This is a genomic window from Streptomyces sp. NPDC047525 (genome assembly GCF_040643025.1).
GTDB classification, from domain to species: Bacteria; Actinomycetota; Actinomycetes; order Streptomycetales; family Streptomycetaceae; genus Streptomyces; species Streptomyces durmitorensis.
In genome coordinates, this window is sequence record NZ_JBEYTL010000006.1 from 150,359 (window position 1) to 174,772 (window position 24,414).

Annotated in this window: 24 protein-coding genes; 11 read left to right on the forward strand and 13 right to left on the reverse strand. The window is 70.8% G+C overall.

Translation table 11 applies throughout. The annotated features are described in order from the left end of the window. Positions 1 to 34 precede the first annotated feature (34 nt). Complete coding sequence (locus ABZ833_RS18845) at positions 35 to 970, reverse strand: GNAT family N-acetyltransferase (RefSeq protein ID WP_361047882.1); 936 nt, start codon at positions 968 to 970, stop codon at positions 35 to 37. Between the two features lie 241 nt (positions 971 to 1,211). Between ABZ833_RS18845 and ABZ833_RS18850 the strand changes: the two genes are divergently transcribed. Continuing rightward, positions 1,212 to 1,616 (forward strand): SAV_915 family protein, encoded by a 405-nt coding sequence (locus ABZ833_RS18850; protein ID WP_361047885.1) that lies wholly within the window; start codon positions 1,212 to 1,214, stop codon positions 1,614 to 1,616. 82 nt (positions 1,617 to 1,698) lie between these two features. Next, the gene (gene lysA, locus ABZ833_RS18855) at positions 1,699 to 3,039 is read left to right on the forward strand and encodes a diaminopimelate decarboxylase (RefSeq protein WP_361047888.1); all 1,341 of its coding nucleotides are present in this window, start codon (positions 1,699 to 1,701) and stop codon (positions 3,037 to 3,039) included. 99 nt (positions 3,040 to 3,138) lie between these two features. Here lysA and purB read toward each other — a convergent pair whose 3' ends face one another. Together purB and ABZ833_RS18865 are read right to left on the reverse strand one after the other, a co-directional pair. Then, positions 3,139 to 4,581, reverse strand: coding sequence for an adenylosuccinate lyase (gene purB, locus ABZ833_RS18860; RefSeq protein WP_249591359.1), 1,443 nt, complete (start codon positions 4,579 to 4,581; stop codon positions 3,139 to 3,141). Positions 4,582 to 4,718: 137 nt separating this feature from the next. Further along, complete coding sequence (locus ABZ833_RS18865) at positions 4,719 to 5,123, reverse strand: DUF4259 domain-containing protein (RefSeq protein ID WP_361047891.1); 405 nt, start codon at positions 5,121 to 5,123, stop codon at positions 4,719 to 4,721. Between the two features lie 206 nt (positions 5,124 to 5,329). Here ABZ833_RS18865 and ABZ833_RS18870 point away from each other — a divergent pair, with 206 nt between their 5' ends. Both ABZ833_RS18870 and ABZ833_RS18875 read left to right on the forward strand, forming a co-directional pair. Beyond that, complete coding sequence (locus tag ABZ833_RS18870) at positions 5,330 to 5,680, forward strand: hypothetical protein (RefSeq protein WP_351172320.1); 351 nt, start codon at positions 5,330 to 5,332, stop codon at positions 5,678 to 5,680. 254 nt (positions 5,681 to 5,934) lie between these two features. Beyond that, positions 5,935 to 6,360 (forward strand): hypothetical protein, encoded by a 426-nt coding sequence (locus ABZ833_RS18875; protein ID WP_361047896.1) that lies wholly within the window; start codon positions 5,935 to 5,937, stop codon positions 6,358 to 6,360. 44 nt (positions 6,361 to 6,404) lie between these two features. Here the strand turns inward: ABZ833_RS18875 and ABZ833_RS18880 are convergent, their stop codons facing one another. Then, positions 6,405 to 7,184: an SGNH/GDSL hydrolase family protein gene (locus ABZ833_RS18880; protein ID WP_361047899.1), complete on the reverse strand. Its 780-nt coding sequence runs from the start codon at positions 7,182 to 7,184 to the stop codon at positions 6,405 to 6,407. A gap of 17 nt (positions 7,185 to 7,201) precedes the next feature. Here ABZ833_RS18880 and ABZ833_RS18885 point away from each other — a divergent pair, with 17 nt between their 5' ends. Beyond that, positions 7,202 to 7,684 carry a GNAT family N-acetyltransferase gene (locus ABZ833_RS18885; protein WP_361047901.1) on the forward strand — a complete coding sequence of 161 codons (483 nt, stop codon included), beginning with the start codon at positions 7,202 to 7,204 and terminating at the stop codon, positions 7,682 to 7,684. On the opposite strand, the gene ABZ833_RS18890 is transcribed toward ABZ833_RS18885, so the two are convergent. Together ABZ833_RS18890 and ABZ833_RS18895 are read right to left on the reverse strand one after the other, a co-directional pair. Further along, positions 7,644 to 8,228: an NAD(P)H-dependent oxidoreductase gene (locus ABZ833_RS18890; RefSeq protein ID WP_361047904.1), complete on the reverse strand. Its 585-nt coding sequence runs from the start codon at positions 8,226 to 8,228 to the stop codon at positions 7,644 to 7,646. The two genes, ABZ833_RS18885 and ABZ833_RS18890, sit on opposite strands and share 41 nt — an antisense overlap. A 35-nt stretch (positions 8,229 to 8,263) precedes the next feature. Next, positions 8,264 to 8,881, reverse strand: a complete 618-nt coding sequence (locus tag ABZ833_RS18895) for a hypothetical protein (protein WP_361048741.1) — start codon at positions 8,879 to 8,881, stop codon at positions 8,264 to 8,266. A gap of 143 nt (positions 8,882 to 9,024) precedes the next feature. On the opposite strand from ABZ833_RS18895, the gene ABZ833_RS18900 reads away from it, so the two are divergent. Further along, positions 9,025 to 9,492 carry a MarR family transcriptional regulator gene (locus ABZ833_RS18900; protein ID WP_249591364.1) on the forward strand — a complete coding sequence of 156 codons (468 nt, stop codon included), beginning with the start codon at positions 9,025 to 9,027 and terminating at the stop codon, positions 9,490 to 9,492. On the opposite strand, the gene ABZ833_RS18905 is transcribed toward ABZ833_RS18900, so the two are convergent. Then, a complete protein-coding gene (locus ABZ833_RS18905; protein ID WP_361047909.1) occupies positions 9,473 to 9,940 on the reverse strand; it encodes a DNA-binding protein in 468 nt (155 codons plus the stop codon). The genes ABZ833_RS18900 and ABZ833_RS18905 overlap by 20 nt on opposite strands. 351 nt (positions 9,941 to 10,291) lie before the next feature. Between ABZ833_RS18905 and ABZ833_RS18910 the strand changes: the two genes are divergently transcribed. Next, positions 10,292 to 10,897: a hypothetical protein gene (locus tag ABZ833_RS18910; protein WP_361047912.1), complete on the forward strand. Its 606-nt coding sequence runs from the start codon at positions 10,292 to 10,294 to the stop codon at positions 10,895 to 10,897. Between the two features lie 38 nt (positions 10,898 to 10,935). Here ABZ833_RS18910 and ABZ833_RS18915 read toward each other — a convergent pair whose 3' ends face one another. After that, positions 10,936 to 12,402: an FAD-dependent monooxygenase gene (locus ABZ833_RS18915; protein ID WP_361047915.1), complete on the reverse strand. Its 1,467-nt coding sequence runs from the start codon at positions 12,400 to 12,402 to the stop codon at positions 10,936 to 10,938. A 63-nt stretch (positions 12,403 to 12,465) separates the two neighbouring features. Between ABZ833_RS18915 and ABZ833_RS18920 the strand changes: the two genes are divergently transcribed. Next, on the forward strand, positions 12,466 to 13,086 hold the full coding sequence (locus ABZ833_RS18920) for a TetR/AcrR family transcriptional regulator C-terminal domain-containing protein (RefSeq protein WP_361047918.1): 621 nt from the start codon (positions 12,466 to 12,468) through the stop codon (positions 13,084 to 13,086). Between the two features lie 115 nt (positions 13,087 to 13,201). On the opposite strand, the gene ABZ833_RS18925 is transcribed toward ABZ833_RS18920, so the two are convergent. Further along, entirely contained in the window at positions 13,202 to 16,411 is a 3,210-nt protein-coding gene (locus ABZ833_RS18925) for a carboxyl transferase domain-containing protein (protein ID WP_361047920.1), read from the reverse strand. Positions 16,412 to 16,481: 70 nt separating this feature from the next. Between ABZ833_RS18925 and ABZ833_RS18930 the strand changes: the two genes are divergently transcribed. After that, positions 16,482 to 17,108, forward strand: a complete 627-nt coding sequence (locus tag ABZ833_RS18930; protein WP_361047923.1) for a helix-turn-helix domain-containing protein — start codon at positions 16,482 to 16,484, stop codon at positions 17,106 to 17,108. Between the two features lie 12 nt (positions 17,109 to 17,120). Continuing rightward, positions 17,121 to 18,878, forward strand: coding sequence for an AMP-binding protein (locus ABZ833_RS18935; protein WP_361047926.1), 1,758 nt, complete (start codon positions 17,121 to 17,123; stop codon positions 18,876 to 18,878). Here the strand turns inward: ABZ833_RS18935 and ABZ833_RS18940 are convergent. Together ABZ833_RS18940 and ABZ833_RS18945 are read right to left on the reverse strand one after the other, a co-directional pair. Further along, positions 18,829 to 19,518 carry an HAD family phosphatase gene (locus ABZ833_RS18940; RefSeq protein WP_361047929.1) on the reverse strand — a complete coding sequence of 230 codons (690 nt, stop codon included), beginning with the start codon at positions 19,516 to 19,518 and terminating at the stop codon, positions 18,829 to 18,831. The genes ABZ833_RS18935 and ABZ833_RS18940 overlap by 50 nt on opposite strands. 49 nt (positions 19,519 to 19,567) lie before the next feature. After that, complete coding sequence (locus tag ABZ833_RS18945; RefSeq protein WP_361047932.1) at positions 19,568 to 20,050, reverse strand: Lrp/AsnC family transcriptional regulator; 483 nt, start codon at positions 20,048 to 20,050, stop codon at positions 19,568 to 19,570. Positions 20,051 to 20,430: 380 nt separating this feature from the next. Here ABZ833_RS18945 and ABZ833_RS18950 point away from each other — a divergent pair, with 380 nt between their 5' ends. Further along, positions 20,431 to 21,255, forward strand: coding sequence for a hypothetical protein (locus ABZ833_RS18950; protein WP_361047935.1), 825 nt, complete (start codon positions 20,431 to 20,433; stop codon positions 21,253 to 21,255). Between the two features lie 80 nt (positions 21,256 to 21,335). Here ABZ833_RS18950 and ABZ833_RS18955 read toward each other — a convergent pair whose 3' ends face one another. Beyond that, positions 21,336 to 22,538, reverse strand: a complete 1,203-nt coding sequence (locus ABZ833_RS18955; RefSeq protein ID WP_361047938.1) for a MalY/PatB family protein — start codon at positions 22,536 to 22,538, stop codon at positions 21,336 to 21,338. 3 nt (positions 22,539 to 22,541) lie between these two features. Then, positions 22,542 to 24,161 (reverse strand): maltose/glucose-specific PTS transporter subunit IIBC, encoded by a 1,620-nt coding sequence (malX, locus tag ABZ833_RS18960; protein WP_361047941.1) that lies wholly within the window; start codon positions 24,159 to 24,161, stop codon positions 22,542 to 22,544. Positions 24,162 to 24,414 lie beyond the last annotated feature (253 nt).

The window sequence follows — 24,414 nt, forward strand, 5'->3', positions numbered from 1 at the left end:
TGCCGCGCCCGGCCGCGTTGACGTCCGCCTGATGTCAGGCGACGCCTTCCGGGGTGCTGAGGCTGTCGGGCAGGGCAAGGGTGGGACGTCCGCCGACAGGCTCGCGGAAGGGCTTCACGCCGAGATCCTGGTGCGGCAGCGGCTGCGGCTGCGGCTTTGGGCTCGGGCTCGGCTTCGGGCTCGCGCTCGCCTTGGACGCGGGGTGCGCCGCCGGTCTTCCGGTGACGTAGTGGACGTACTCGCGATGGAGCCGGAATCCCGCGGTCCAGGCAAGGAGGCGGCTCGGCCGGTTGTCGCGCGCGCAGGACCAGCTCGCGGTGTGGCCGCGGGCGGCGATGTCCCCGCACAGGGCGGTGACGCAGGCCAGGGCGAGGCGCTCGCGGCGGTGCTCGGGCGCGGTGACGACGGCGACGTCTTCGTACGTGTCACCGGCGAAGTAGCCGCAGGCGACGGTGGCGATCCGGCCGTCCCGGTCGAAGGCGGCCCAGCCGTGGCCGGAGGCGGCGAGCCCTTCGGGACCGCCCCAGCTGTCGTGGATCCAGGAGGTGTCGGGAACTTGACCGGTGAGCGCGGCGAGAGCGGGGGCGTCGGCGCCGACCAGCCGCCGCACGGCAAAGCTCCGCGGCGGCTGGGGCGCGGACACGGGTTCGCGGTGCACGTAGAGCATGCGCTCGGCGGGCACGATGCGGTCGAACGCGGCGCCGAGTACGGGAAGGAAGCGGGCCAGGGCCCCGACATGGCTGCCGGCGAAGGGAGCTAGGCCCGCGGGGTCAACGGCCTCCGGGGCGCCGCGCAGCAGGACGTGCCCCGCACAACTGACGGCCACGACACGCGGATTCAGCACCCGGTCCGCCCACCACGTGCCCACACCGGTGGTGAACGCGTGCTCGGGCAAGGAGGCCACACCGGGTGACCCGGCGGGGAACCAGCGAGCGAGCGCGGGCAGCTTGTGGGGCGGAAGCTGGATCACGGGACGGTCCTCCAGGGTGTGTTGCGGCGCGGGCGCCCGGAACGGGGCCTCTGCGGCACAGTCATGCGGAGTGTGCCGCATCCCCGCACGTCCTGGTGTCAAGCCCTCGTCAACGGGGGTCGTATGACCGTCAATGTCGCGTCATGGAGGGGCAGGAGACACCCGGCGCCGGGCATAGCGTCACCACATGCCCCCGGGTTCTGCCCGGGCCCGGGGGCCAGGACCCTCAAGGAGGAATCCCATGGCAGAGCCCCAGTGCGGCGAGGACCCCGAGCCCTCCGAACCCGGCCCGGCCGGACCGCTCTTCGTCCCCGTCCGGCCGGGACCCGCGGGCTGCGTCGCCCGCCTGTTCCGCACGCCCGTCGGCGGCCGTACCGCCGTCGCCTTCACGACCCCTCAGCGCCTGAGCGCGGCCCTCGGCGACCGCCAGGCCTGGATCAGGCTCTCGGAGCCCGCGCTGCGTGCGCTCACCGAGCCGCTCGGGGTCCAGGAAGTCACCGTCGACCCGCGGCTCGCCGCGCACCCCGTCGAAGCACCCCGGCGGCGCACCCCCGCCTGGCGCGAGTGGGACCCGCAGGCGGTCGGCGCGCTGCGCGTCACCGGGGCCGCGGCGCTGGTCGGCGCCCTGACCACCTGGATCGGCTGAGGACGCTGAGCACCAGCGGCACAGGAACAGCAGCAGCCACCACAGCATCAGCCACAGGACGAGGCGAAGAGAGAGCCTGCCCATGACCACCCTGCACGAACCCGTGACCCCGGACGCCACCGCCGACGACGACCTGTCCGTCTGGCCCGCGTCCACCGTGCGTCTCGCCCACGGCGACCTCGCCGTCGGCGGCGTACCGCTCACCGAGATCGCCGAACGCTTCGGCACCCCGGCCTACCTCATCGACGAAGGCGACGTACGCACACGCTGCCGCACCTACCTGCACGCCTTCCCCGACGCCGAAGTGCTCTACGCCGCCAAGGCGTTCCTGTGCCGCGCGATGGCCCACTGGGTGGCGGAGGAAGGGCTCGGGCTCGACGTCTGTTCGGCCGGTGAGCTGGAGCTGGCCGTCACCACGGGCTTCCCCGCCGAGCGCATCGTGCTGCACGGCAACGCCAAGAGCCCGCACGACCTGGAGGCCGCGCTGCGGCTCGGCGTCGGACGCATCGTCATCGACAGCGCCTCCGAGATCGCGCGGCTCGCCGCGGCCGTGCCGCCGGGCAGCCGCCAGAAGGTGATGGTCCGGGTGGTGCCAGGGATCGCGGCGGGCGGCCACGCCAAGATCCGCACCGGGACCGACGACCAGAAGTTCGGCCTGTCGATCACCGACGGTTCGGCGCAGCACGCCATCGCCCGCATCATCGACCAGCACGGCCTCGAACTGACCGGACTGCACTGCCACGTGGGCTCGCAGATCACCACCGACAAGCCGTTTCTCGCCGCCGTACGCCGACTGGTCGGCCTGATGGCCCGCATCAAGGAACAGCACGGCGTCACCCTCCCCGAGCTGGACCTGGGCGGCGGCCACGGCATCGCCTACCGGCCCGGCGAGGCGGCCCTCGACATCACCGCGCTCGCCCGCAAGGTGCGCGGCGAACTGATCGAGAGCTGCGCGGCGGCCGGGCTCACCGTGCCCAAGCTGCTCATCGAACCGGGGCGTGCCATCGCGGGCCCCGCAGGGGTGGCCCTCTACCGCGTGCTCGCCGTCAAGCGCACCGGCGGACGCACCTTCGTCGCCGTGGACGGCGGGATGAGCGACAACCCGCGGCCCGCGCTGTACGGCGTGCGGTACGCACCGCGCCTGATCGGCCGGCGCTCCATGGTGCCGTCCGCGCCGGTGACCGTCGTCGGGCGGCACTGCGAGGCGGGCGACGTGCTGGCCTCCGACATCGAACTGCCGGGCGACGTAAGGCCGGGAGACATCCTGGGCGTGCCGGTGGCGGGTGCCTACCACCTCTCCATGGCGTCCGGCTACAACCTCGTCGGGCGCCCGCCCGTGGTGGCCGCGGCCGACGGGCACGCGCGGCTCCTGGTGCGGCGCGAGTCGCTGGAGGACTTCCGCAGCAGGGACATCGGCCTGTAGCGGAAGAGCCGAGGCCATCAGGCCTCGGCTCCCGCTGCGGCAGCGGACGAGCGGCGTCCCGTCCGGAACTCCGGACGGAACTCCAGACTCCGGACGGAACTAGAGAATCGCGCCCGGGGTGTAGGCAGCGGCCTCGGGGTGCTCCTTGAGCAGCGCCTCGATCTGGGCGACGACGACGGCGACCTGGTCACCGGCCGCGCCCGTGAACGACAGCTTGTCGGCCATCAGCTCGTCGAGCTCGGCACGGTCCAGCGGAATCCGCGAGTCGGCGGCGAGCTTGTCGAGGAGTTCGTTGCGCTCGGCGCCCTGCTCGCGCATGGCGAGCGCGGAGGCGACGGCGTTCTCCTTGATGGCCTCGTGGGCCTCCTCGCGGCCGACGCCCGCGCGCACCGAGGCCATCAGGACCTTGGTCGTGGCGAGGAAGGGGAGGTAGCGGTCCAGCTCGCGTGCGACGACGGCAGGGAAGGCGCCGAACTCGTCAAGCACGGTCAGGAAGGTCTCCAGGAGCCCGTCGAGCGCGAAGAACGCGTCCGGCAGGGCGACACGGCGTACGACCGAGCAGGAGACGTCGCCCTCGTTCCACTGGTCGCCCGCGAGCTCGCCGGTCATCGACGCGTAGCCGCGCAGGATGACGGTGAGGCCGTTCACGCGCTCGCAGGAGCGGGTGTTCATCTTGTGCGGCATCGCGGACGAGCCGACCTGGCCCGGCTTGAAGCCCTCGGTCACGAGCTCGTGCCCGGCCATGAGCCGGATCGTCTTGGCCATCGAGGAGGGCCCGGACGCGAGCTGCACCAGGGCGGTGACGACCTCGTAGTCGAGCGAGCGCGGGTAGACCTGGCCGACCGAGGTGAAGGCGCGGTCGAAGCCGAGGTGCCCGGCGATCCGCTGCTCCAGCTCGGTGAGCTTCTCGGCGTCGCCGCCGAGCAGGTCGAGCATGTCCTGGGCGGTGCCGACGGGGCCCTTGATGCCGCGCAGGGGGTAGCGGCGCAGCAGGTCGTCGACGCGGCGGTACGCGACGAGCAGCTCGTCGGCGGTCGTCGCGAAACGCTTGCCGAGCGTCGTCGCCTGCGCGGCGACGTTGTGCGAGCGGCCGGCCATGACGAGCTCGGCGTACTCGCCCGAGAGCTTCCCGAGCCGCGCGAGCACCGCGACGGTGCGGTCGCGCACCAGCTCCAGGGAGAGCCGGACCTGCAGCTGCTCCACGTTCTCGGTCAGGTCACGGGAGGTCATGCCCTTGTGGACCTGCTCGTGCCCGGCGAGTGCGTTGAACTCCTCGATGCGGGCCTTCACGTCATGGCGCGTGACCTTCTCGCGCTCGGCGATCGAGGCGAGGTCGACGTCGTCGATGACGCGCTCGTAGTCGGCGAGGGCGGCGTCCGGCACCTCGATGCCCAGATCCTTCTGGGCCCGCAGGACGGCGAGCCAGAGTTGACGCTCCAGCTTGACCTTCTGCTCGGGCGACCAGAGGGTGGCGAGCTCGGCGGAGGCGTAACGCCCGGCGAGGACGTTCGGGATACGGGGCTTTGCAGGCGCGGCAGTCACGTGTACGGAGTTTACCTGCCGTCCGACCTGCTCTTTGACCGTCCGTACAGTCCGGAAAGCGCAGGTCATTGGAGCATCGTCCAGGCCGCGGTGCGCGGTGTGCGAGAAGAGCGCGCAGTGCGTGCGCGCCGTGACGACTATTCGGCAGGCGCCCTGAGGACTCGCCGCAACGCCTCGACGCTCCTTCGCCAGGGCTCCCCGTCGGACTCCGACCACAGCTCGAGGAGCTCCGAGTCGTCGGACAGTACGCGGTCCAGAGCCTGGTGCGCCGACGTGCGCAGCGACAGGAGGCCGGGAAGCGGCTGCTCCGGCCCGTAGACGGGGTCGACGGGCTCCCCGCCGGGACACTGCGCGGCCACCAGAGCGGCGGCGGCCACGGCTGTCTGCGCGACGTCGGCGTCCAGATCCTCGTCGGCACCGGCGGCGTCGCTCAGAGCGGCACGGACAAGGCCGAGCCGGTCACCGTCAGACGCGTCGTCGAGAGCCCCGCAGAAATCAGCCGCGGTGTCGTTGTCGAACGGTCCGACGTCCCAGGTACCCATGCGCGCTCCCGAATGTGTTGAGGTCCGGAGATCGTGTCACCCGGCACTGACAACGGCCGGTCGCCCCAAGCCGCTCACCGGACCGGGGCACATGGACCACGCCACCACCCAACTCGCCCTCAGGGCCCACCGATGGCGGGGATGGCGGGCGGTCCACCCGGGCGTGCTCCGGCTCTCGTGATCCACGTACGTCTAGGCTTCGACGTATGGAGCAGCGCGAGATCATCCAAAGAGTCGTCGGCATCCTGACCGAGGCGATCGAGATGCGCCGACAGGTACGCGAGAACCCGGACGGCGAGGTCGAACCCAGCGGCGCGGTCGGCACGATGCTGGAGGAGATGCTGCCGCGCATCGAAATCCCCGCCGACGCCACCCCCATCGAGGTCGCCGAGGTGGTGGGCCGCGAACTGAGCCCGGTCATCGAGCAGATCACATCGGCCTTCGCCTTCTCCTTCGCGCAGCTCGCGGAGGCGCACGACGAGGGCCGCACCGACGTGACGTCGGCGGACGTGCTGCAGTCCATCGCCCTGCACTTCGAGGACGAGGTGGAGGAGTAGAGCGCTGTCGTGCGCGATGTGCCTGCGGCTGACGGAGATGGGTACCCCGCCCTGCTCGTCAGAGTCTGCGAAGGGCTCCGCGTGCGGGATGGCAGGGCGGGGCGGAACCTGAAGGAATGAGTGACAAGACGCCGCGGGGAAGCCAGGGGGATTCGCCTCCGGGGCCGCCCGGAGGGCCCCTGCGTTGGGGAGCAGCGGTACCGCCGGGAGCGCCGCGTTCTCGGCGAGGCTGGCTCACCCATGGCGCTGCGGCCGTGGCCGGGTTCGCCATCGGCGCCGTCATCGTGGCCGCGGTGACTGGAGGGTCGGACTCCGGTGAGGGTGCGAAGTCGTCCGCAACGGTCACCGCGACGGAGACGGTGACGGGGAGCGTGATGCCCGAATCCACGCCGAAGCCCAGCGCCTCCGCGTCCGAAGAAGAGGAATCGGCCGGCGACGGGATACCCGGCGACGGCACATTCGTCGTCGGAACTGAGATCAAGCCGGGCACCTACCGCACGGCGGGACCCGCCGACGGTGACATCGACAGTTGCTATTGGGCACGCCTGAAAGGCACCTCCGGGGACGCCGGCGACATCATCACCAGTGGCGTCACCAAGGGGCCGGCAACCGTAACGATCTCACCCGGGGACAAGGCGTTTCAGACGGGTGACTGTAAGGACTGGAAGAAAGCCGATTAGCGCCTCCGAGCCGCAACATCATCGCGTCGCCTCGCGGAGCCCGCTTACGCGAACGGATCCTCGTAAGGCAGCAGATCCGGTCGCTTGGCCGGGAGGCCGTCGCCGGAGGAGCGGCCGGTGAGGCGGCGGGCGATCCATGGGGCGAGGTGCTGCCTGGCGAAGCGGGCGTCTGCGATGCGGCGCGCCGTCCAGTTGGGCGGGGCGGTGGCCGGGAGCGGGGAGTTCCAGTCGTCCTCGGGGGCGTAGCCGAGCGACTGCCACACCGCTTCCGCGACCCGGCGGTGTCCCTCGGGCGTCAGATGCAGCCGGTCCACGTCCCAGAGGCGCTGGTCGCCGAGCGCGGCCGATCCGTACAGGTCCACGACCGTGGCGCCGTGCCGCACCGCCAGCTCGTCGATGTGCGCGAAGAGCTCTTCCATGCGCGGGCGGAAACGCGCCAGCACGGGCCCGTTCCGGCCGGGGCTGCGCATCAGGACGAGCTTCTTGCACGACGGGGCGAGGCGTTCCACCGCCTCCTCCAGGAGGTCGCGTACGCGGACCATGTCGCACTTGGGGCGCAGCGTGTCGTTGAGGCCGCCCACCAGGGTGATCACATCGGGCTGCATCGCGGCGGCGACGTCCACCTGCTCGGCCACGATCTGTCCGATGAGTTTCCCGCGCACCGCGAGGTTCGCGTACCGGAAACCGGGGGAGGCGGCAGCCATCCGGGCGGCGAGCAGATCGGCCCAGCCGCGGTAGCTGCCGTCGGGCAGCCGGTCCGACATGCCCTCGGTGAAGGAGTCGCCGACCGCGACGAGACTGGTGTAGTTGTCATTCATCTGCATGGCGGGAGCGATCGTACATGGAGCTTCGGCCCTTCGCCGTGGCGGATGCGGCCACCGTGGCGAGCTGGCCGGCCTCGGCCGGTGAGGTGGCCCTGTGGTGCGGGCTGCGGGACTTTCCCGTGGCCGCGCGGGTGATCGCCGGGTGGCAGCTGGACGGGGATGTGCGCGGGTGCGTGCTCACGGCAGGGGAGCGGCTCGTCGGCTACGGGGAGGTCTGGTGCGACGCCGAGGAGGGGGAAGCGGAGCTTGCCCGGATCATCGTCGCGCCGGGCGCCCGTGGCGAGGGAGCCGGGCGCGTGCTGGTGCGGGGGCTGACCGAGCTGGCCCTGCGGGCCGGGTTCGCGGAGATCTTCATGCGTGTCCATCCGGAGAACTCCGCGGCCCTGCGCTGCTATCGCGCGGCCGGGTTCCGGCAGGTCGACCCCGCTCTGGCCGCGGAGTGGAACGCCCCGCAGCCCGTCAGCTACGTGTGGCTCCGGCACGCGGACGCGGCGGCGTGAGCAGCGTCGCCACCGCGTCGAGCACCGCGTCGGCGTCCCCGGTGAGGGCGGGCGTCGCGCGGAACCGCCGGTCGGGCGTGAGGTGGTCCTCGATGCCGGGGACCGACAGGGACCTCGGCGCGGGGCGCAGGCCCACCCGGTCGAGCACGGGGCGGAGCATCTCGACGGCGGGGGCGCCGCCGGAGGTTCCCGCGCTGTAGCTGATCAGGCCCACCGGCTTGCCCTGCCACTCCTGGTGGAGGAAGTCGATGGCGTTCTTGAGCGGGGCGCTGAAGCCGCCGTTGTACATCGGCATGACGAAGACGAAGGAGTCGGCCGCGCCGACCGTCGCGCTCCAGTTCTTGGTGTGCTGGTGGAGATAACGGCCTTCGGACGGGTGCTCGGGTTCGTCGAGGAAGGGCAGGGCGACCTCGCCGAGATCGATCAGGGTGGGCTCGAACTCCCCGTGTACGCGGGCGCGTTCCGTCACCCAATGGGCCAGGGGGCACCCCGCCGACGTAGGGCGGGTACTGGCGGAGACGATGTGCAGGCGGTGCGTGGCCATGGTCGCGGATCCCTTGGGTCGTCAGGTGAGTGAGGTCAGGCGGAGACGGCTGGGTCGCCAGGTGAGGGCGTCAGGGCGTCAGGTGAGGTCAGGCCGAAACGGCGCAGCGAGAGCTGGGTCAGCGGGCCGATGGCCACGGCGAACAGGACCGTTCCCACGCCGACCGTGCCGCCGAGCAGCCAGCCGGTCGCGAGCACGAGGACCTCGATCGCCGTGCGCGCGGCCCGGATCGAGATGCCACGCCGCGCGAGGCCGGTCATCAGGCCGTCACGGGGGCCGGGGCCGAGCCCCGCTCCCACGTACAGTCCGGTCGCCACCGCGTTGAGCGCGATGCCCGCCAGGAGCAGCGGCACACGCACCGCGATGTCACCGGGCGAAGGCAGCACGGCGAGTGCCGCGTCGGCGACCAGGCCGACGACGAGGACGTTGCTGATCGTCCCGATGCCCGGACGCACGCGCAGCGGTATCCAGGCGAGCAGGACCAGGGCGCCGACGCCGTTCACCACCCAGCCGAAGGGCAGGCCGGAGCTGCGCGCCACGCCTTGGTGGAGGACGTCCCACGACGGGACGCCCAGGCCCGCGTCGATCATCAGGGCGAGGCTGACGCCGAACAGGACGAGGCCCGTGAACAGCCGCGAAAGGCGGCGCGTCATTCTGGACGTCGACGCTTGGGCAGTGGTCACGGCGACTGCACCACCCTCTGCCTCCAGCCGGTCAGGGCTACCTAGTTGACGTGTCACCTATGACTCTAGGCGATGTAGGTGACGTGTCAACCGTTGCTGGGTAGGGTGGACCCGTGAACCAGGACCCACGGTGGCTGACGGATCGCGAGCAGCGCGCCTGGCAGGCGTACCGGCGGATGACGCTGTTGCTCAACGCCCAGCTTGCGCGCGACCTCGCCAAGGACAGCGGCCTCTCCGAGCCCGACTACGACGTGCTGTCCAACCTGGGCGCGAGCCCCGGTCACCGCCGCCGGATCACCGAACTGGCGGACCGCATGCTCTGGTCCAGAAGCCGTATGTCCCACCACCTGGCCCGCATGCAGCAGCGCGGTCTCGTCGTGCGCGAGGAGTGCGAGACCGATGGCCGGGGTGCTCTCGTCGCGCTGACGGACAAGGGGGTGCGCACCATCGAGGCCGCGGCCGTGCCGCACGTCGAGTCCGTGCGCAGGCACTTCGTGGATCTCCTGACCCCGGAGCAGATCGAGGCGTTCGCCGGGATCGGGGAGACCGTCGTGGAGCGTCTTACTGGCCCTGGGGAGTAGCTTCCGGGTCGATCGACGTACGGCCGACCAGCCGTTCGTAGCGTTGCCGCGCCGCCTGCGGAGTGCCGAGGCCGAGCCCGAAGGCGATCTCCGGCCAGGTCATGCCGCGACCGCGCGCCATCTGAAGGAGCCCGGCCTCCACTTCGTCCATCTCGCCGCGCGCCGTCGGCATGAGCGTCAGCGCCGCGGTGATGTCCGCGTGGTCCACCTCCGGTTCGTCCTCATCGGGCTGCGCGATCCCGCTCAGCAGGAACGTCACGAGCCGCGCCGCCTCGTACGGGCCGATCGTGGTGGCGTGGGCCTGACGGCGCCGCTGCTCGTCGGTGGCCGCGTGCCGCTCCGCGATGCGGAACAGGGAGGTGTGGGCGCGGCCCGCGCGCACCTGGTCCGGGTGGGTGGGGCTGAAGGGGTCGGTCTCGGCGTGCTGCTGTTCCGGAGTCGAGGACATGAGATCAGCGTCGATGGCACTCGCCATGTTGTCAACGCTTCGTTGTGAACAGTTTGTTCGCATGCGGCGAGGTGATCTCGGCCCAGCCCGACCCGGCCGGAGCCAGCCCAGTCGCCGGTCGTGGCGTCGTATGAAACGGTAGAAAATGTCCTAAATGCCGATACTGGCCTGGCGAACCTGGTGAGAGGGGAATCGCATGTCATCGAAGCGACGCCGCAAGAAGAAGGCACGCCGCAAGCACGCGGCCAACCACGGCAGCCGTCCCCAGTCCTGATCTGCGACCGCGCACCGGTTTCTGTGTGATCCCGTGAACACCCTTGCCACCTGGGTCAACGGGTGAACAATGGTGCAATGTTGGAGCTGTTGCGAGAAGTCGGCGTAGAACTGCCGGGCGGCGCTGGACTGTTGAAGTTCGGGATGACACCCGGCGAGGTCCTGGAACTGCTGCCGCCCGACAGGGTCACGCACCACCGGCAGTGCATGGGGCTGACCCTGGACCAGTACGCGGAGCTTCGGCACGCGCACGACGCCTGGCTCGGCGGCCTCCTCTTCGAACCGGACTGGAGCTTCGACGCCGAGCTCGGCGGCGTCGTCCTGGGATTCGGCGGTGGCGGGCCCGGGGCCACGGACCGGCTCGCCCGCGTGGAGATCCAGGCGCGGGCCCAGGCGGACGGCCCGGAGTCGACTCCCGTGGCCTGGGACGACATCGACCTGTTCGGCTATCCCGCCGCGGAGATCGCGGCCGTGCTGCCCGGGATCCCCTCGCCCGGCGGCCCGCCGCCGGCCGAGATGGCGGTGGACGAGCTGGGCCTGCGCCTCTCGCGGGCCACGCCGACGGCGGAGCACTGGGAGCGGGTGACCCTGGTCGGTCCTGGATCCGGCGGTTGGGGCGCCTGCTGTGCGGGAGGGCTCGTCTGCGCCGAGCAGGGGGACGGCCTCGTGGGGATCATGTACTGAGCTGCGGCCGCGCGCCGTGGACGTCGACGGCGTCCTGGTCAGCGGTGAGTCGCGGCTGCCGCCGCGTGCGCCTCGGCCCGCAGAACTTCGGCGTCGGGCTGTTCGCTCGCCCAGGCGACATGGCCGTCGGGGCGGATGAGCGCGGCACGCACGGTGGACCAGGCAGGGCGTGGGTCGGGCCGGTGTGCTGTGTGCGTGACGATGTGCGGGGTGGCGGGCGGCGCCGGGGTGCCGGTGAAGTGCAGCAGGACGTGGCGGCCGGTCCGGAGCAGTGTGAAGAGGTCCGTGCTGTCACCGAGTGCGAGGTTGGGTGCGCGGTGACCGGTCAGGGGGTGGTGGTGTGCGGGGCCCGGGTAGGTGACGGCCAGTGCGGAGAGCCGTTCGGCCAGGCTTCGGGAGAACTCGGGCACGGTGACGATGAGTTGGCTCAGGAGTGCGCGCAGGTCCTGGCCCTCCGTCGAGTAGGCGTTCATCAGTGCCGTCTGGGCGCGGGTGCTGCGCAGCAGGTCGGCGCCGACCGGGTGGCGTTCGGCGTGGTAGCTGTCCAGGAGTCCGGCGGGGGCGGTGCCTGCCACGGTGGCGGCCAGTTTCCAGCCGAGGTTCGTGGCGTCCTGGATGCCGACGTTGAGGCCCACGCCTCCGGCCGGGTAGTGCATGTGCGCCGCGTCGCCCGCGAGGAGGACACGGCCCCTGCGGTACTCGGCGGCCTGGCGGGTGGCGTTGCCGAACCGGGAGAGCCAGCTCGGGTCACGCATGCCGAAGTCGGTGCCGGCGATCCGGGTCACCTTGGCGCGCAGCACGTCGAGGGTGAGTTCGCCGGGGTGGCCGGTGCCGGTACTGTCCGGGTCGCCGCCGACGATCCGGTGGATGCCGCCCGGCAGCGGGACGATCATGACGCCGCCGGTCGGGCCTGACATGGCCAGCACCGCTTCCTGCGGCGGGTTGTCCAGGACGACGTCGCCCAGGAAGCCCCAGGTGGTGGCGTCGTTGCCGGGGAAGTCGATGCCCGCCGCCTCGCGCACGGTGCTTCGGGTGCCGTCGCAGCCGACGATGTAGTCGGCGCGCAGTGTGTACGGGCCGTCAGGGCCGGTTGCCTCGACGCTCACCCCGTCTTCGTCCTGGGCAAGTCCGGTCACTTGGTGCCCGCGCCGGATGGTGGCTCCGGCCGCATTCGCGTGCTCCTCCAGCAGCTCCTCGGTGCGGGCCTGCGGCAGGGCGAGTGTGAAGGGGTAGGGGGTGTCGAGGACCCCGAAGTCCATCCGGTCGTCGAGCCCGCCGAAGTGGCCGCTGGGGATGCGCCGCCCCTCCGCGAGGAAGGGCTCCAGCACGCCCCGGGTGGCCAGGGCCTCCAGCGTGCGCGGATGGATGGTGAGGGCCTTGGAGTGGGGATCCCGCTCGCGGCGAGTTTCCAGGACGGTGACGGGCGTCCCGCCGAGCCGCAGTTCGGCGGCCAGCCACAGCCCGGTGGGGCCGCCTCCTGCGATGACTACGTGCTCGTGCTCCATGGCAGCTCCTCATGAATCTCTTGGTCAGTGACCAAGACGCGGTGCGCCCAGTAGACTAGGTCGGTGACCAAGAAGCAAGCGGCGGATCTCGCCCGGACCCGGCTCGACCCCGCAACGGTGGTGCGAGCGGCCCTGGAACTGCTGGAGGAGAAAGGCGCGGACGGGCTCTCGATCCGCGGCATCGCGGACCGGCTCGGCGTCCGGATGAACACGGTGCTCTGGCACGCGAAGACCAAGGCGCGGCTGTCGGAGTTGATGGCGGACGCGATCGTGGCCGGGGCGCCGGTGGACGGACTGCCCGAGCCCTGGGAACCACGGGTCCGCGAACTGCTCCACCGCTACCGCCGCGCCCTGCTGGCCCACCGGGACGGGGCCAGGATCGTGGCCGGTACGTACGCCGCCGAACCCGCCACGCTCCGCTTCGCCGACCTGATGACCGAGGCGCTGCTGGCCGGTGGTCTTGCGGAACGTGAGGCGGTCTGGACCGGCTGGAGCCTTGTCTACTTCGCCTTGGGGCTGGCTCAGGAGGAACAGGCGCTTCCTGACGCGATGGGTCAGGCGTTCGCGCGACGGCTGGACACGGGCGAGTACCCCTCACTGTCCCGAGCCGCCGCGTACTTCGAGGACACCTCCTTCGACGAGCGCTTCGACTACGGACTCTCCCGCATCCTGGGGGTGGACTGACCAGCAAGATTCAGCTGGTCAGCGACGCTGTGGGCGACAGGACACGCGGCGCCGTGGCGCCCGAGCCTCCGCCCCGCCAAGCGACGACGCCCGAGCCTCCGCCCCCGCCAAGCGACTACGCCCGAGTCCCGCCCCCGCCCGCCCCCTCCAGCGCCGCAAGGATCCAACTCCTCGACTCCGCCGGGTCGATGACCGCGTCGATCTCCAGCGCGGCCGCGGCGTTCACCGCCTTGCCGTGCTCGTACAACTCCGCGACATGGGCGTCGAACACCCGCCGGCGCTCCTCGGGATCGGCGATCGCGGCCAGTTCCTTGCGGTAGCCCAGACGGACGGCGCCCTCGAGCCCCATGCCCCCGAACTCGCCGCTGGGCCACGCCGCCGTGGCCACGGGTGCGCGGGTGGAGCCGCCCATCATGGCCATCGCGCCGAGCCCGTACGCCTTGCGCAGCACCAGGCTCACCAGGGGCACGCGCAGCTGGGCGCCGGTCACGAAGAGCTGGGCGAAGTGCCGTACGGTGGCGGTCCGTTCGGCGTCCGGGCCGACCATGAAGCCCGGTGTGTCGCAGAGCGAGACGACGGGGAGCCCGAACGCGTCGCACAGCCGCAGGAAGCGTTCCGCCTTGTCCGCCGCGTCGCGGTCGATCGCCCCGCCCAGGTGTCCCGGGTTGTTGGCGAGCAGCCCCATCGGCCGGCCCTCGACGCGTACGAGAGCCGTGACGATGCCGACGCCGAAACCGCGCCGCAGTTCAAGGACCGAGTCCGTGTCCGCGATGCCCTCGATCGCGGCCCGCACGTCATAGGCGCGCCGCCGGTTCTCCGGAACCGCGTGCCGCAGCAGCCGCGGGTCCGGCGCCTCCCAACCGGGGCCCGCCCCAGGGGAGTACAAGAGGTCGCCGTGCGAGAAGTAGGCGAGGTACTTCCGCGCCACCCGCACCGCCTCGCCCTCGTCCGCCACCGCGATGTCCACGACGCCGTTCGGCACCTGGACGGACAGGGGGCCGACCTCCTCGGGGCGGTACACACCGAGGCCGCCGCCCTCGATCATCGCCGGGCCGCCCATGCCGATGCTCGCCTCCGGCGTCGCGATCACCACGTCGCAGCAGCCGAGCAGGGCGGCATTGCCCGCGAAGCAGCGCCCCGACGCGATGCCCACCAAAGGGACTTGGCCGCTCAGGCGGCCCATCTGGTGGAACGTCGTCACGTCGAGTCCGGCGACGGACGTCGTGTCGGTGTCCCCGGGGCGTCCGCCGCCGCCCTCCGCGAACAGCACCACGGGCAGCCGGCGTTCCTCGGCCAGCTGGAGCATCCGGTCCGTCTTGCGGTGGTTCTGCAGGCCCTGGGTGCCGGCCAGCACGGTGTAGTCGTACGACATCGCCACGCACCGCACGCCGTCGATCCGCCCCGTGCCGGTGACCATGCCGTCGGCGGGCGTCGACGCGATCAGGTCGTCGAGGGAGCGGCGGCGGCGCTGTGCCGCGATCGCGAGGGCGCCGAACTCCGTGAACGTGCCGTCGTCGCACAGGTCCTGGATGTTCTCGCGTGCCGTGCGGCGCCCGATGCGGTGGCGCTTGGCGACGGCGTCGGGGCGGTGCTCGTCCAGGCCGAATGCGTGCCGGGCCAGGGTCGCGGCCAGGTCGGGGCGGATGGTGTCCGGGTCGGCGGCCTCCTCGGCGTGTGCCATGGATCCTTCGCCCGCGGCCGACGCGTCCACCGTCACCAAGGGGTGGCCCTCTGCCGCCGTGTCGCCCACGCGCGCGTGCAGGGCGGTCACGGTTCCGGAGGCGTCCGCGCGCAGCACGTGCTCCATCTTCATCGCTTCGAGCACGAGCAACTGCTGCCCTGCCGACACCTGTTCGCCCACCGCCACGTCGACACCGACGACCGTCCCCGTCATGGGGGCGGTGATCGGCGCATCGCCCGAGAACGCCTGCGGCGGCACCTGGGGAGGCTCTTCGGGCAGCAGCTCCGCGATGTGCTCGGCCACGAAGCCCGTGTGCGCGCCGCCCGCGGTGAAACCCGGGTGGGCGAGCAGCGCGCGGAGCAGCGGAATTCCGGTGTGTACGCCCTCGACTGCGAAGTCCGCGAGCGCGCGCGACGCGCGTTCGCAGACCGCCGCGAAGTCCCCGTGCGGCGCGTGCGTGATGACCTTCGCGAGCAGCGAGTCGTAACGCGCCCCGATCTCCGTGCCGTTGCGCGCCGCGGTGTCCACACGCACCCCCGGGCCCGTCGGCACGTCGAAGCGGGTGAGCGTGCCCGTGGAGGGGAGCGCGGTGCCGTCGGCCGTCGGTGACTCGGCGTTGACGCGCGCCTGGAGGGCGTAGCCGCGGGGCTCGGGCGGAGGGCCCGAGAGGCCGAGTGACGCGAGCGAATCGCCTGTGGCCAGGCGCAGTTGCGTCACGACGAGGTCGACGCCCGTCACCTCCTCGGTGACCGTGTGCTCGACCTGGAGGCGCGGGTTGGCCTCGATGAAGTGGAACTCCGAGCCGTGCAGCAGGAACTCGAAGGTGCCGAGGCCCACGTAACCGCACGCGCGGGCCATGCGGAGGGCGGCGGAAAGGAGCTGCTCCCGGACGGCCACGGGGAGTCCGGGCGCCGGAGCGATCTCGACGAGCTTCTGGTGGCGGCGCTGGGCGCTGCAGTCGCGCTCCCAGAGGTGGGTGACCTCGCCGGTCGCGTCGCCGAGGATCTGGACCTCGATGTGGCGGGCGCCGGTCAGCAGCTCCTCCACGTACAACTCCGCACGCCCGAAGCCCTGCAGGGCTTCGGAGCGGCAGCGCTCCCAGGCGTCCGCGAGCTCGTCCGGGTGGCGCACGGCCCGCATGCCGCGCCCGCCTCCGCCACCGATGGCCTTCACCATCACCGCGCCCGAAGGGCCGAGCCCGGCAAGGAACGCGGCGGCATCGGCCAGGCTCGTCGGTCCCTGGGTGCCCGCCAGGACGGGCACCCCGAGCCGCTCGGCGAGCGCACGCGCCCGGCCCTTGTTCCCGAACAGGCCGAGCACCTCGGGGGACGGCCCCACGAACCGCAGTCCGGCCTCCGCGCACCGCGCCGCGAAGTCCGCGTTCTCACTCAGGAAGCCGTAGCCGGGGTGGACCAGTTCGCACCCGGAGCGCCGGGCCGCCGCGAGCACCGCCTCCGCGTCCAGATACGCGGCCGGACCCGTGCCGCCCAACGGCTGCGCCTCGTCGGCCAGTTGAACGTGCCGCGCGGCGGCGTCGTCCTCGGCGTACACGGCGACGGTCCGCAGTCCGGCCTCCGCGGCGGCCTGCAGAACGCGGACGGCGATCTCCCCGCGGTTCGCGACGAGTACGGCGGCAGCACCCATGAAGCCCTCCTGAAGTATCCGGCGCCGCCATGCTCATTGACATTGGCGTCAACGTCAATAAGCTCGCCGCGTGGCACGACATCAGCAGCCCTGGGCGACCCGCACCGCCCGCGACCGCACCGACGCCCCGGCCCACGGGAGGCTCCTTGACGCCGCCGAGGCCGTGTTCGCGCGGCGCGGCTATGGGGCGACGACGATCGCCGACATCACGGCGGAGGCGGAGGTCTCGCGGGCGGGCTTCTATGTGTACTTCGCGTCCAAGGAGGAGATCTTCCGCGTCCTCGCGGTGCGCGTACGGGACGCGTTCCTCGCCGCGCAGGACGTGCCGGGCGTCGACCGGGACGACGCCCGCGAGGTCGTCGCGGCCTCCACCGCCGCCTTCATCGCCGCGTACGCCCAACACCTGCCGCTGCTGCGGCTGTTGGAGCAGCAGGCGCAGACCGACGACGACGTGCGCGCCTTGTGGGAGGAGACCCAGGAGCGCCCCGTCCACCGCTCCGCCCGCTACATCCGGCGGCTCGCGGCCGAGGGCAAGGCCCGGCCCGTCGCCGATCCGCTCGCCGTGGCCCGCGCGGTCGGCGGCATGAGCATCCAGTTCGCCCGGCTCACGGCTGCCGCCCCGGAGACGTACGACGCGGCCGTGCGCGATGTGACCGCCATGTTCCTGCACCTGCTCGGAGTCGATCCCCCACGCTGAGGAGCCGCCCCCATGCGTACAGATGACCAGCCGCTGCCTGCCGGTGACCGGCCGCTGCGCTTGCGCGCCGAGGACCAGCTGCGCGACCTGCGGGCCCGCCAGGACAGGGCGCGGCGCGGACGTCAGCAGGACACCGCGGAGCACCGCGCGGGACTGCGCACCGTGCCGGGGCATGTGGAGCACTGGGCGCGGACCGCGCCGGAGAGGGCCGCGCTGGTCTTCGGTGACGAGGTCATCTCGTACCGCCAACTCGACGAGCGCACCGACCGGTTGGCGGGCTGGCTCGACGCGCGGGGTGTGCGGCCCGGTGACCGGGTGGGCGTGCAGCTGCCCAACTGCCCGCAGTTCGTGATCGCGATGCTCGCCGTGCTGCGGGCCGGTGCGGTGCATGTGCCGGTGAACCCGATGTTCCGCGCGGCGGAGCTGAGCCACGAACTGCGGGATGCCGGGCCCGAGATCGTCGTCACGCACAGCTCACTGGTCGGTCTGCTCGACGAGGTGCGCGCGGGGACGGCCGTACGGGACGTCCTCGTCGCCGACGACAGCGCGGCCTGGGATGCCGCCGTCGGGCACGCGCCGCTCGGCCGGACGGCCGACGACCTGGACGCGCTCGCCGCCCTCAACTACACGGGCGGCACCACCGGAATGCCCAAGGGCTGCGAACACACCCAGCGGCACATGGTCTACACGGCCACCGCGCTCGACAACGGCCGCGGGCCACGGCCGTCGGACGACGGCATCGTCTCGCTCTGCTTCCTGCCGGTCTTCTGGATCGCGGGGGAGAACCTCGGGATCCTCGCCCCGCTCGTCTCCGGCGGCACCAGCGTGCTGCTGCCGCGCTGGGACCCGTCCGCCGTGCTCGCGGCGGTCGCGCGCCACAAGGTCACCACCATGGCGGGAACGGTCGAGAACTACCTCGAACTCCTCGCCCACCCCGACTTCGCGCGCCACGACCTGAGTTCGCTGACGTCCCCGCTCACCGTGTCCTTCATCCGCAGGCTCACTCCCGAACTGCGGGCCCGCTGGCGCGCGGCCGTCGGCGCGGACAGCGTGCTGCGCGAGGCTTCGTACGGAATGACCGAGACCCACACCAGTGACACCAACACGCTCGGTTTCCAGGACGGCGACCACGACCTGTCGGGCGACGCGACGTTCTGCGGCCTTCCCGTGCCCGGCACCGACTTCCTGATCCTCGACTTCGCGACCGGCGAACCGCTGCCGATCGGGGAGCCCGGCGAGATCACGGTCAGCGGCCCCTCGGTCCTCACCCGCTACTGGCGGGCCCCCGAGGCAACGGCGGCCGCCCTGCGCGACGGCCGGCTGCACACCGGCGACATCGGGCGCCTGGACGAGGACGGCTGCCTGCACTACCTGGGCCGCGACAAGGACATGATCAAGGTCAAGGGCATGAGTGTCTTCCCCGCCGAGGTCGAGACCCTGCTCGCCCGCCACCCCGATGTCGTCGCCGCGGCCGTCGTGGCCGTCGAGGACGCGGAGACGGGCCAGCGGCCTCATGCGTACATCCGCACGGTGGCGGGCAGCGCGGTCACGGCGCAGGAGCTGCGGACCTGGGCGGCGGCCTCCATGGCGACGTACAAGGTGCCCGTGGTGGAGATCCTGGACGAGCTGCCCCTCACGGCGACCGGCAAGATCAAGAAGACGGAACTGGCGGAACGGGCCGCGGCGATGCCTACGTCTGCGCCTACGCGTCCGGCGACGGCTACGGTCGCGACACCGACGCCAGGTAGTCCCAGGCCGCCCGCGCGGTGAACTCGGCCTGTCCGCCCGGCAGGAAGAGATCCGCCGCGGTGAAAGCGGGTGCGTCCGCGTGGGCGGTGACGTAGGGGATCGCGATGCAGCGCATGCCCGCCGCGTGCGCCGCAGTCGCGCCCGGGGCGGCGTCCTCCAGGACCACGCAGTCGGCCGGCTCGGCGCCGAGGAGCGCGGCGGCGGCCAGGAAGACGTCGGGCGCGGGCTTGCCCTGCGCGACCTCGTCGGCGGAGACGACGCTGGTCAGGTGCGTGTCGAGGCCGGTGCCCGCGAGGATCGCGTCGATGGCCGCCCGCGAGGACCCGGAGGCCACGGCCATCGGCACCCCCGCTTCGTGCAACTGCTCGACGAGCTTCCGCATCTCCGGGAAGACGTGCGTGTCGGCGCGTGCGAGCGCGAGATAGCGCCGGTCGAGTTCGGTGAGCAGCTCGGCCACCGGTACGCCGATGCCGTACCGGTCCTTCCAGGTGGCGAGGGTCTCCTGGGTGCCGATGCCCACGTACTGCTCGTTGTCGGCCCAGGTGTACTCGACGCCGTGCTCGGCCAGCAGCTCGCGCGAAGCCTCGTAGTAGTTCGGCTCGCTGTCCACGAGTGTGCCGTCGAGATCGAAGATGACCGAGATGGTGCCGAGGTTGCTCATGCCCTCCAGCATGCCAAAGCCGCAGATCACCGCCGCACGGGCACCAGGATCACTTCTGCGCCGCGGAGGCCCGCCCGATCGACTCGACGAGCGGCAGCAGCCGGTGCGGGACGCGCTCGCGCAGGGCCATCTCCGTACGGGTACGGACCACGCCGGGCATCTGGATCAGCTGCTGGACGACGTCCTCCAGGTGGCCGTTGTCCCGTGCGACCACGCGGGTCAGGAGATCGCCGCCACCCGTGATCGAGAAGGCCTCGATGATCTCCGGCACGGCGGCGAGCGCATCGCCCACCTCGTCCAGATGCCCCTGAGTGACCTCGATGTGCACGAAGGCGAGCACGGGATGCCCGAGCGCGGCAGGAGAGAGGGACGGCCCCGTCCCGGTAATGACTCCACCCCGCTCAAGCCGGTCGAGCCGGGCCTGCAGGGTCCCGCGGGCGACACCGAGCACACGCGCGTACTCACGGACACTGGTGCGGGGCTGCTCCAGGAGGAGACGCAGGATGCGGGTGTCGAGTTCGTCGACGGCCATGGTGCGGGGTCTCCCGGGTACGAGGGATGAACCTCGTGACTGTACCAATGGCACAGTCCGGCGCGTCCGACGTCGAAGCGCTGACCAGGCCAACCACCCTGGCGCGGCGCTCGATCGCAGTGGCAGAGGGATCTGCGTGTACGCCGGCGGCTGCACCGCTCCCGCGAGGGTGGGCTTCTGGTGCAGCGTGACGTGCATTACGCATCAAGATTTTGGGGCGTATGAGTAACGCGCAAACGAACGAGGAGCATCCGCCGACGAGTTATCAACTGGCGCGTTCTGGAATCGACGTTCGGGCAGGTCGCACCTCACCGGATATCTGCGCGGCTCTGGCCGGCATGGCATGCCAGTGGCATCCTTTCCTGAAGAGGGGTAGAGCCATGAGCGCGCTTCGCTTCAAGCTGCTGCGGACGTGTCGCGATCGGGGGAACCGTATGAGGAATGCGCGACGTGCCACCAGGGAGATGCATGCCGAGCGTTCGAAGGGGAAATCCCTTCGCATCGCAGAGGTGCTTGGAACGCTTGTTGCGGTCCTGACCGTTGCCAGCCTTGCTGTGGCTCTCTGGCCATCCGGCGTCTGGCCGCGGCAAGAGGGAGAGCTGCCGAGCCCCAAAGTGAAAGTGGAGAGCAATATAATCGCAAGTGGCGTTGAGACCAGGTATTACGTTTCTCGGCCAATAGATCAATTGACGGCCCCGGTCGGAGCGGAAGCGTGCAGTGAAGAGCTTGGCGACTGGCTCGAATCGGACTCGATTCGCGGGGTGCCTATCGGTGATCACATTCGCGCATATCTGACCAGTGAGCGACCGGAATCTATGGTCATCACGGGGATCAACGTTAAAGCAAGAAAACTTGATCTCCCTGCGCGCACTGTCGCGACCGCTTGCGAGGGTGGGAATGGAATAGTTGTAAGAGGTGCATCAATAGTGGTCGACAAAATTCCATTCGAACTTCAGTTCTATGATGAAGACGCCAAGGAGATCGACAGCCTTCGTATCAATATAGGCAAGGGTGATGCTGCGGAGATCAACTTGGTGGTGACGGTGAGTACGCCAGGATCCGTGTACGAATGGACCGGCGAGTTTGAGGTCTTGATCGGTGGAGAGGAAGCCAGTATTCCTCTTCGGGACGGCGGAAAGCCGTTCCGTGTGGCAGGGCCTCCCTCTCGTGAAGCGAAGACGTGGGTCCATCCAGACTATCGATGAAGGCGCTTCCTTCCGCTGAGGCCCTGTCAAGGATCTCGGTATTGCTCGCCCAGGAAAGTGAACCTGTGCGATGAGGGCCGTCAGGCAGCGTCGGCCCTCCTCTGAACCGCCCGTACCGCCTCGATCAGCGCGGTGACCCCCCGCTCGGCCTTGGCCCGAGGGCAGCCCACGTTCAGGCGCAGGTGGCCTGGGGAGCCGTATGGGGTGCCCGGCATGATGGCCACCTTTTGCGTTTCGATGAGTTCGCGCTGCAGTGCTTCGTCGTCCACTTCCAGGGGGCGTACGTCGATCCAGGCCAGGTAGCCGGCCTGGGGCGGAGTCCAGTTCAGGGGTGGGAACGCCTTGTTGAGGTGGTCGGCGACCAGTTGGAGGTTGCCGCGGAGGTAGGTGCCGAGTGCCTCCAGCCAGGGGGCTCCCTCTCGGTACGCCGCGATGTGTCCGACCAGCGACAGCACCGCCGGGGATGACAGGCCGTCGGCCTCCTTGAGGTGGCGCAGGTACGCCTCGCGCGTGGCGGCGTCGCCGATGATTCCGTAACTGCCGGTCAGGGCCGGGATGTTGAAGGACTTGGACGCCGACGTCACCACCGCCCACCGCTCGTCGAGGCCGCCGTGCAGGGCCCATGGGCGGTGGACGTGCGGCGGGTGTGCGAGGTCCGAGTGGATCTCGTCGCTGATCACCGCGACGCCGTACCGCGCGCACAGTCCCGCGATGCGGTTCAGTTCCGCCTCCGTCCAGACATGGCCCGTGGGGTTGTGGGGCGAGCACAGGAGCAGGACCGACGTGTCGGGCAGCGCGAGCAGCCGTTCCAGCGCGGCCCAGTCGCCGAGCGGGCAGCCGAGCAGGCGCCGCTCGTTCGCGGCGATGGTCTTGGGGAACGCGTCGTACGTGGGCGTGTGGACGACGACGCCGTCGCCGGGGGCTGACCACAGTCCCAGGAGCCGGGAGATCTGGTAGATCACGGACGGGCCGTAGACGATCGACTCCGGGGTCACCTCGGTCGCGTGGCGCGTGCCGTACCAGTCGACGATCGCCGAGAGGAAGTCGTCCTGGCGCCAGCGGGAGTAGCCGAGCACACCGTGATCCAGGCGGCCGCGCAGTGCGGACAGGACCTCGGGTGCCGTCTCGAAGTCCATGTCCGAGATGGTGAAGGGCAGGAGGCCGGGGACGCCGAAGCGGTCCTCCACGTAGTCCCACTGCGTGCACCAGGTGCCGTGTCGGTCCACGGGGGTGTCGAAGTCGAAGGCGTCGCAGGACTGGTCGGCGCGTGACGGGTGGTGCACTGTTCAGCCCACCCCTACCAGCGACGCGATCGCGTCCTTCACCGACTGCACCTGCGGGCCGATGATGACCTGCACGTTGTGCGCGTCGAGCTTGATGACGCCGACCGCGCCGAGCTTCTTGAGGCGGGTCTCGTCGACCTGTTCGGCGTCTGCGACCGTCATGCGCAGGCGCGTGATGCAGTTGTCGAGCGACTGGATGTTCTCGGCGCCGCCGATCGCCTTCAGGATCGCCACCGCGTCGTACTTTCCGGCGATCAGCTCGCGCGGAGCCTCCTTGGTGCCAGATTTCTCGGTCCCGACCGGGCCGGAGCCCTCCGCGTCTGCCTCCTCCGTCGCCAACTCGTCGCGGCCCGGCGTCTTGAGGTCGAAGCGGACTATGGCCCAGCGGAAGAGGAAGTAGTACACGGCGAACCACACCGCCGCGATGACGGGGATCAAGTACCACTTCGTGGTCGTGCCCTGGAGAACGCCGAAGACGAGCCAGTCGATGACATTGCCGTCCGTGTTGCCGATGAACACACCGAGCACGGCGGCGGTCAGGAACCCGAGGCCGACCAGCACGGCGTGGATCAAGTACAGCCACGGCGCGATGAACAGGAACAGGAACTCCAGCGGTTCCGTGATGCCGCCGACCACGCAGGCGACGACGCCGGAGATCAGGAGCGCCTTGATCTCGGGGCGCATCTTCTTGTTCGCGCAGTGGTACATCGCCAGGGCCGCGCCCGGCAGCCCGCCGAGGTAGACCGCCATCTTGCCCTGGGACAGGAAGTGGGTGGCGCTGGTGACCGCTTCGTTGGGCGCGTGGGAGCAGTTGAGCTGCGCGTAGAAGAGGTTGAGCGCGCCGGAGACGTTGTCTCCGCACACCGCGCCGGAGCCGCCCACGTCCGTGAAGCGGAACATCGCGACGAGGATGTGGTGCAGGCCGATCGGGCGCAGCAGCACCTCTCCCATGCCGAAGAAGAACGGGCCGAAGACGCCCGCGTGACCGATCGCGCGCCCGAGGTCCGTGATCCAGCCGTTGAACGTCGGCCACACCAGCGGGATCAGCAGGCCGAGCACGCTGAGCGTGAGCGTGGAGATGATCGGCACGAACCGCAGGCCGCCGAAGAAGGCAAGCGCGTCCGGCATCCGCTGGCCACGGAAGCGCCGGTGCAGGACGCTGACAACGATGCCAACGGCCACGGCGCCGAGCAGTCCCGTGTCGATGGACTGGATGCCGATGACGTCGGCGATGCCGTAATGGGCGATGGCATCGTTGTCATCGAAGTCGACGCCCTTGGCGGTGAGGTAGAAGTTCACCGCCAGATTCATCGCGGCGAACCCGACGAAACCGGAGAACGCCGCCACGCCCTTGTCCTCGCGGGCCAGGCCCAGCGGGATGGCTATCGCGAACATCACGGGGAGGAACTTGAAGGCGACGAGGCCGGTGCTGGCCATCCACGTGAAGACGAGGTGGAACCCCTCGCCCTGGAGGAAGGTCAGATTGTCGGTGACGGCCTCGCTGGAGAGCGACGAGCCGATGCCCAGCATGATGCCGCAGAACGCGAGCAGGGCCACCGGGAGCATGAACGTCTTGCCGAGGCCCTGGAGGAATTCCCAGAGCGCGGACTTGGTCTTCTGCATGTGTGGGGGTCTTTCGGGCCTGAGCGGAGGCGTGCAATGACCGGCCCACGGGCGCGCGGGCCAGGACGGTGGCCGGTCACACGCCGCACGCAGGGATCGCCTGCTGACCGGCGTGGCAGGTCCGTCGATCCACGCCGAAGGTCGATCGATCCGCCCGGACGGATGAGATCACAGCAGCTCGGGCGCTGTCCATGGGGGCAAGCGGCCCGCGCAACGCCTCAGGAGTCCCGCATCCGCAGCACCGCCGCGCCCG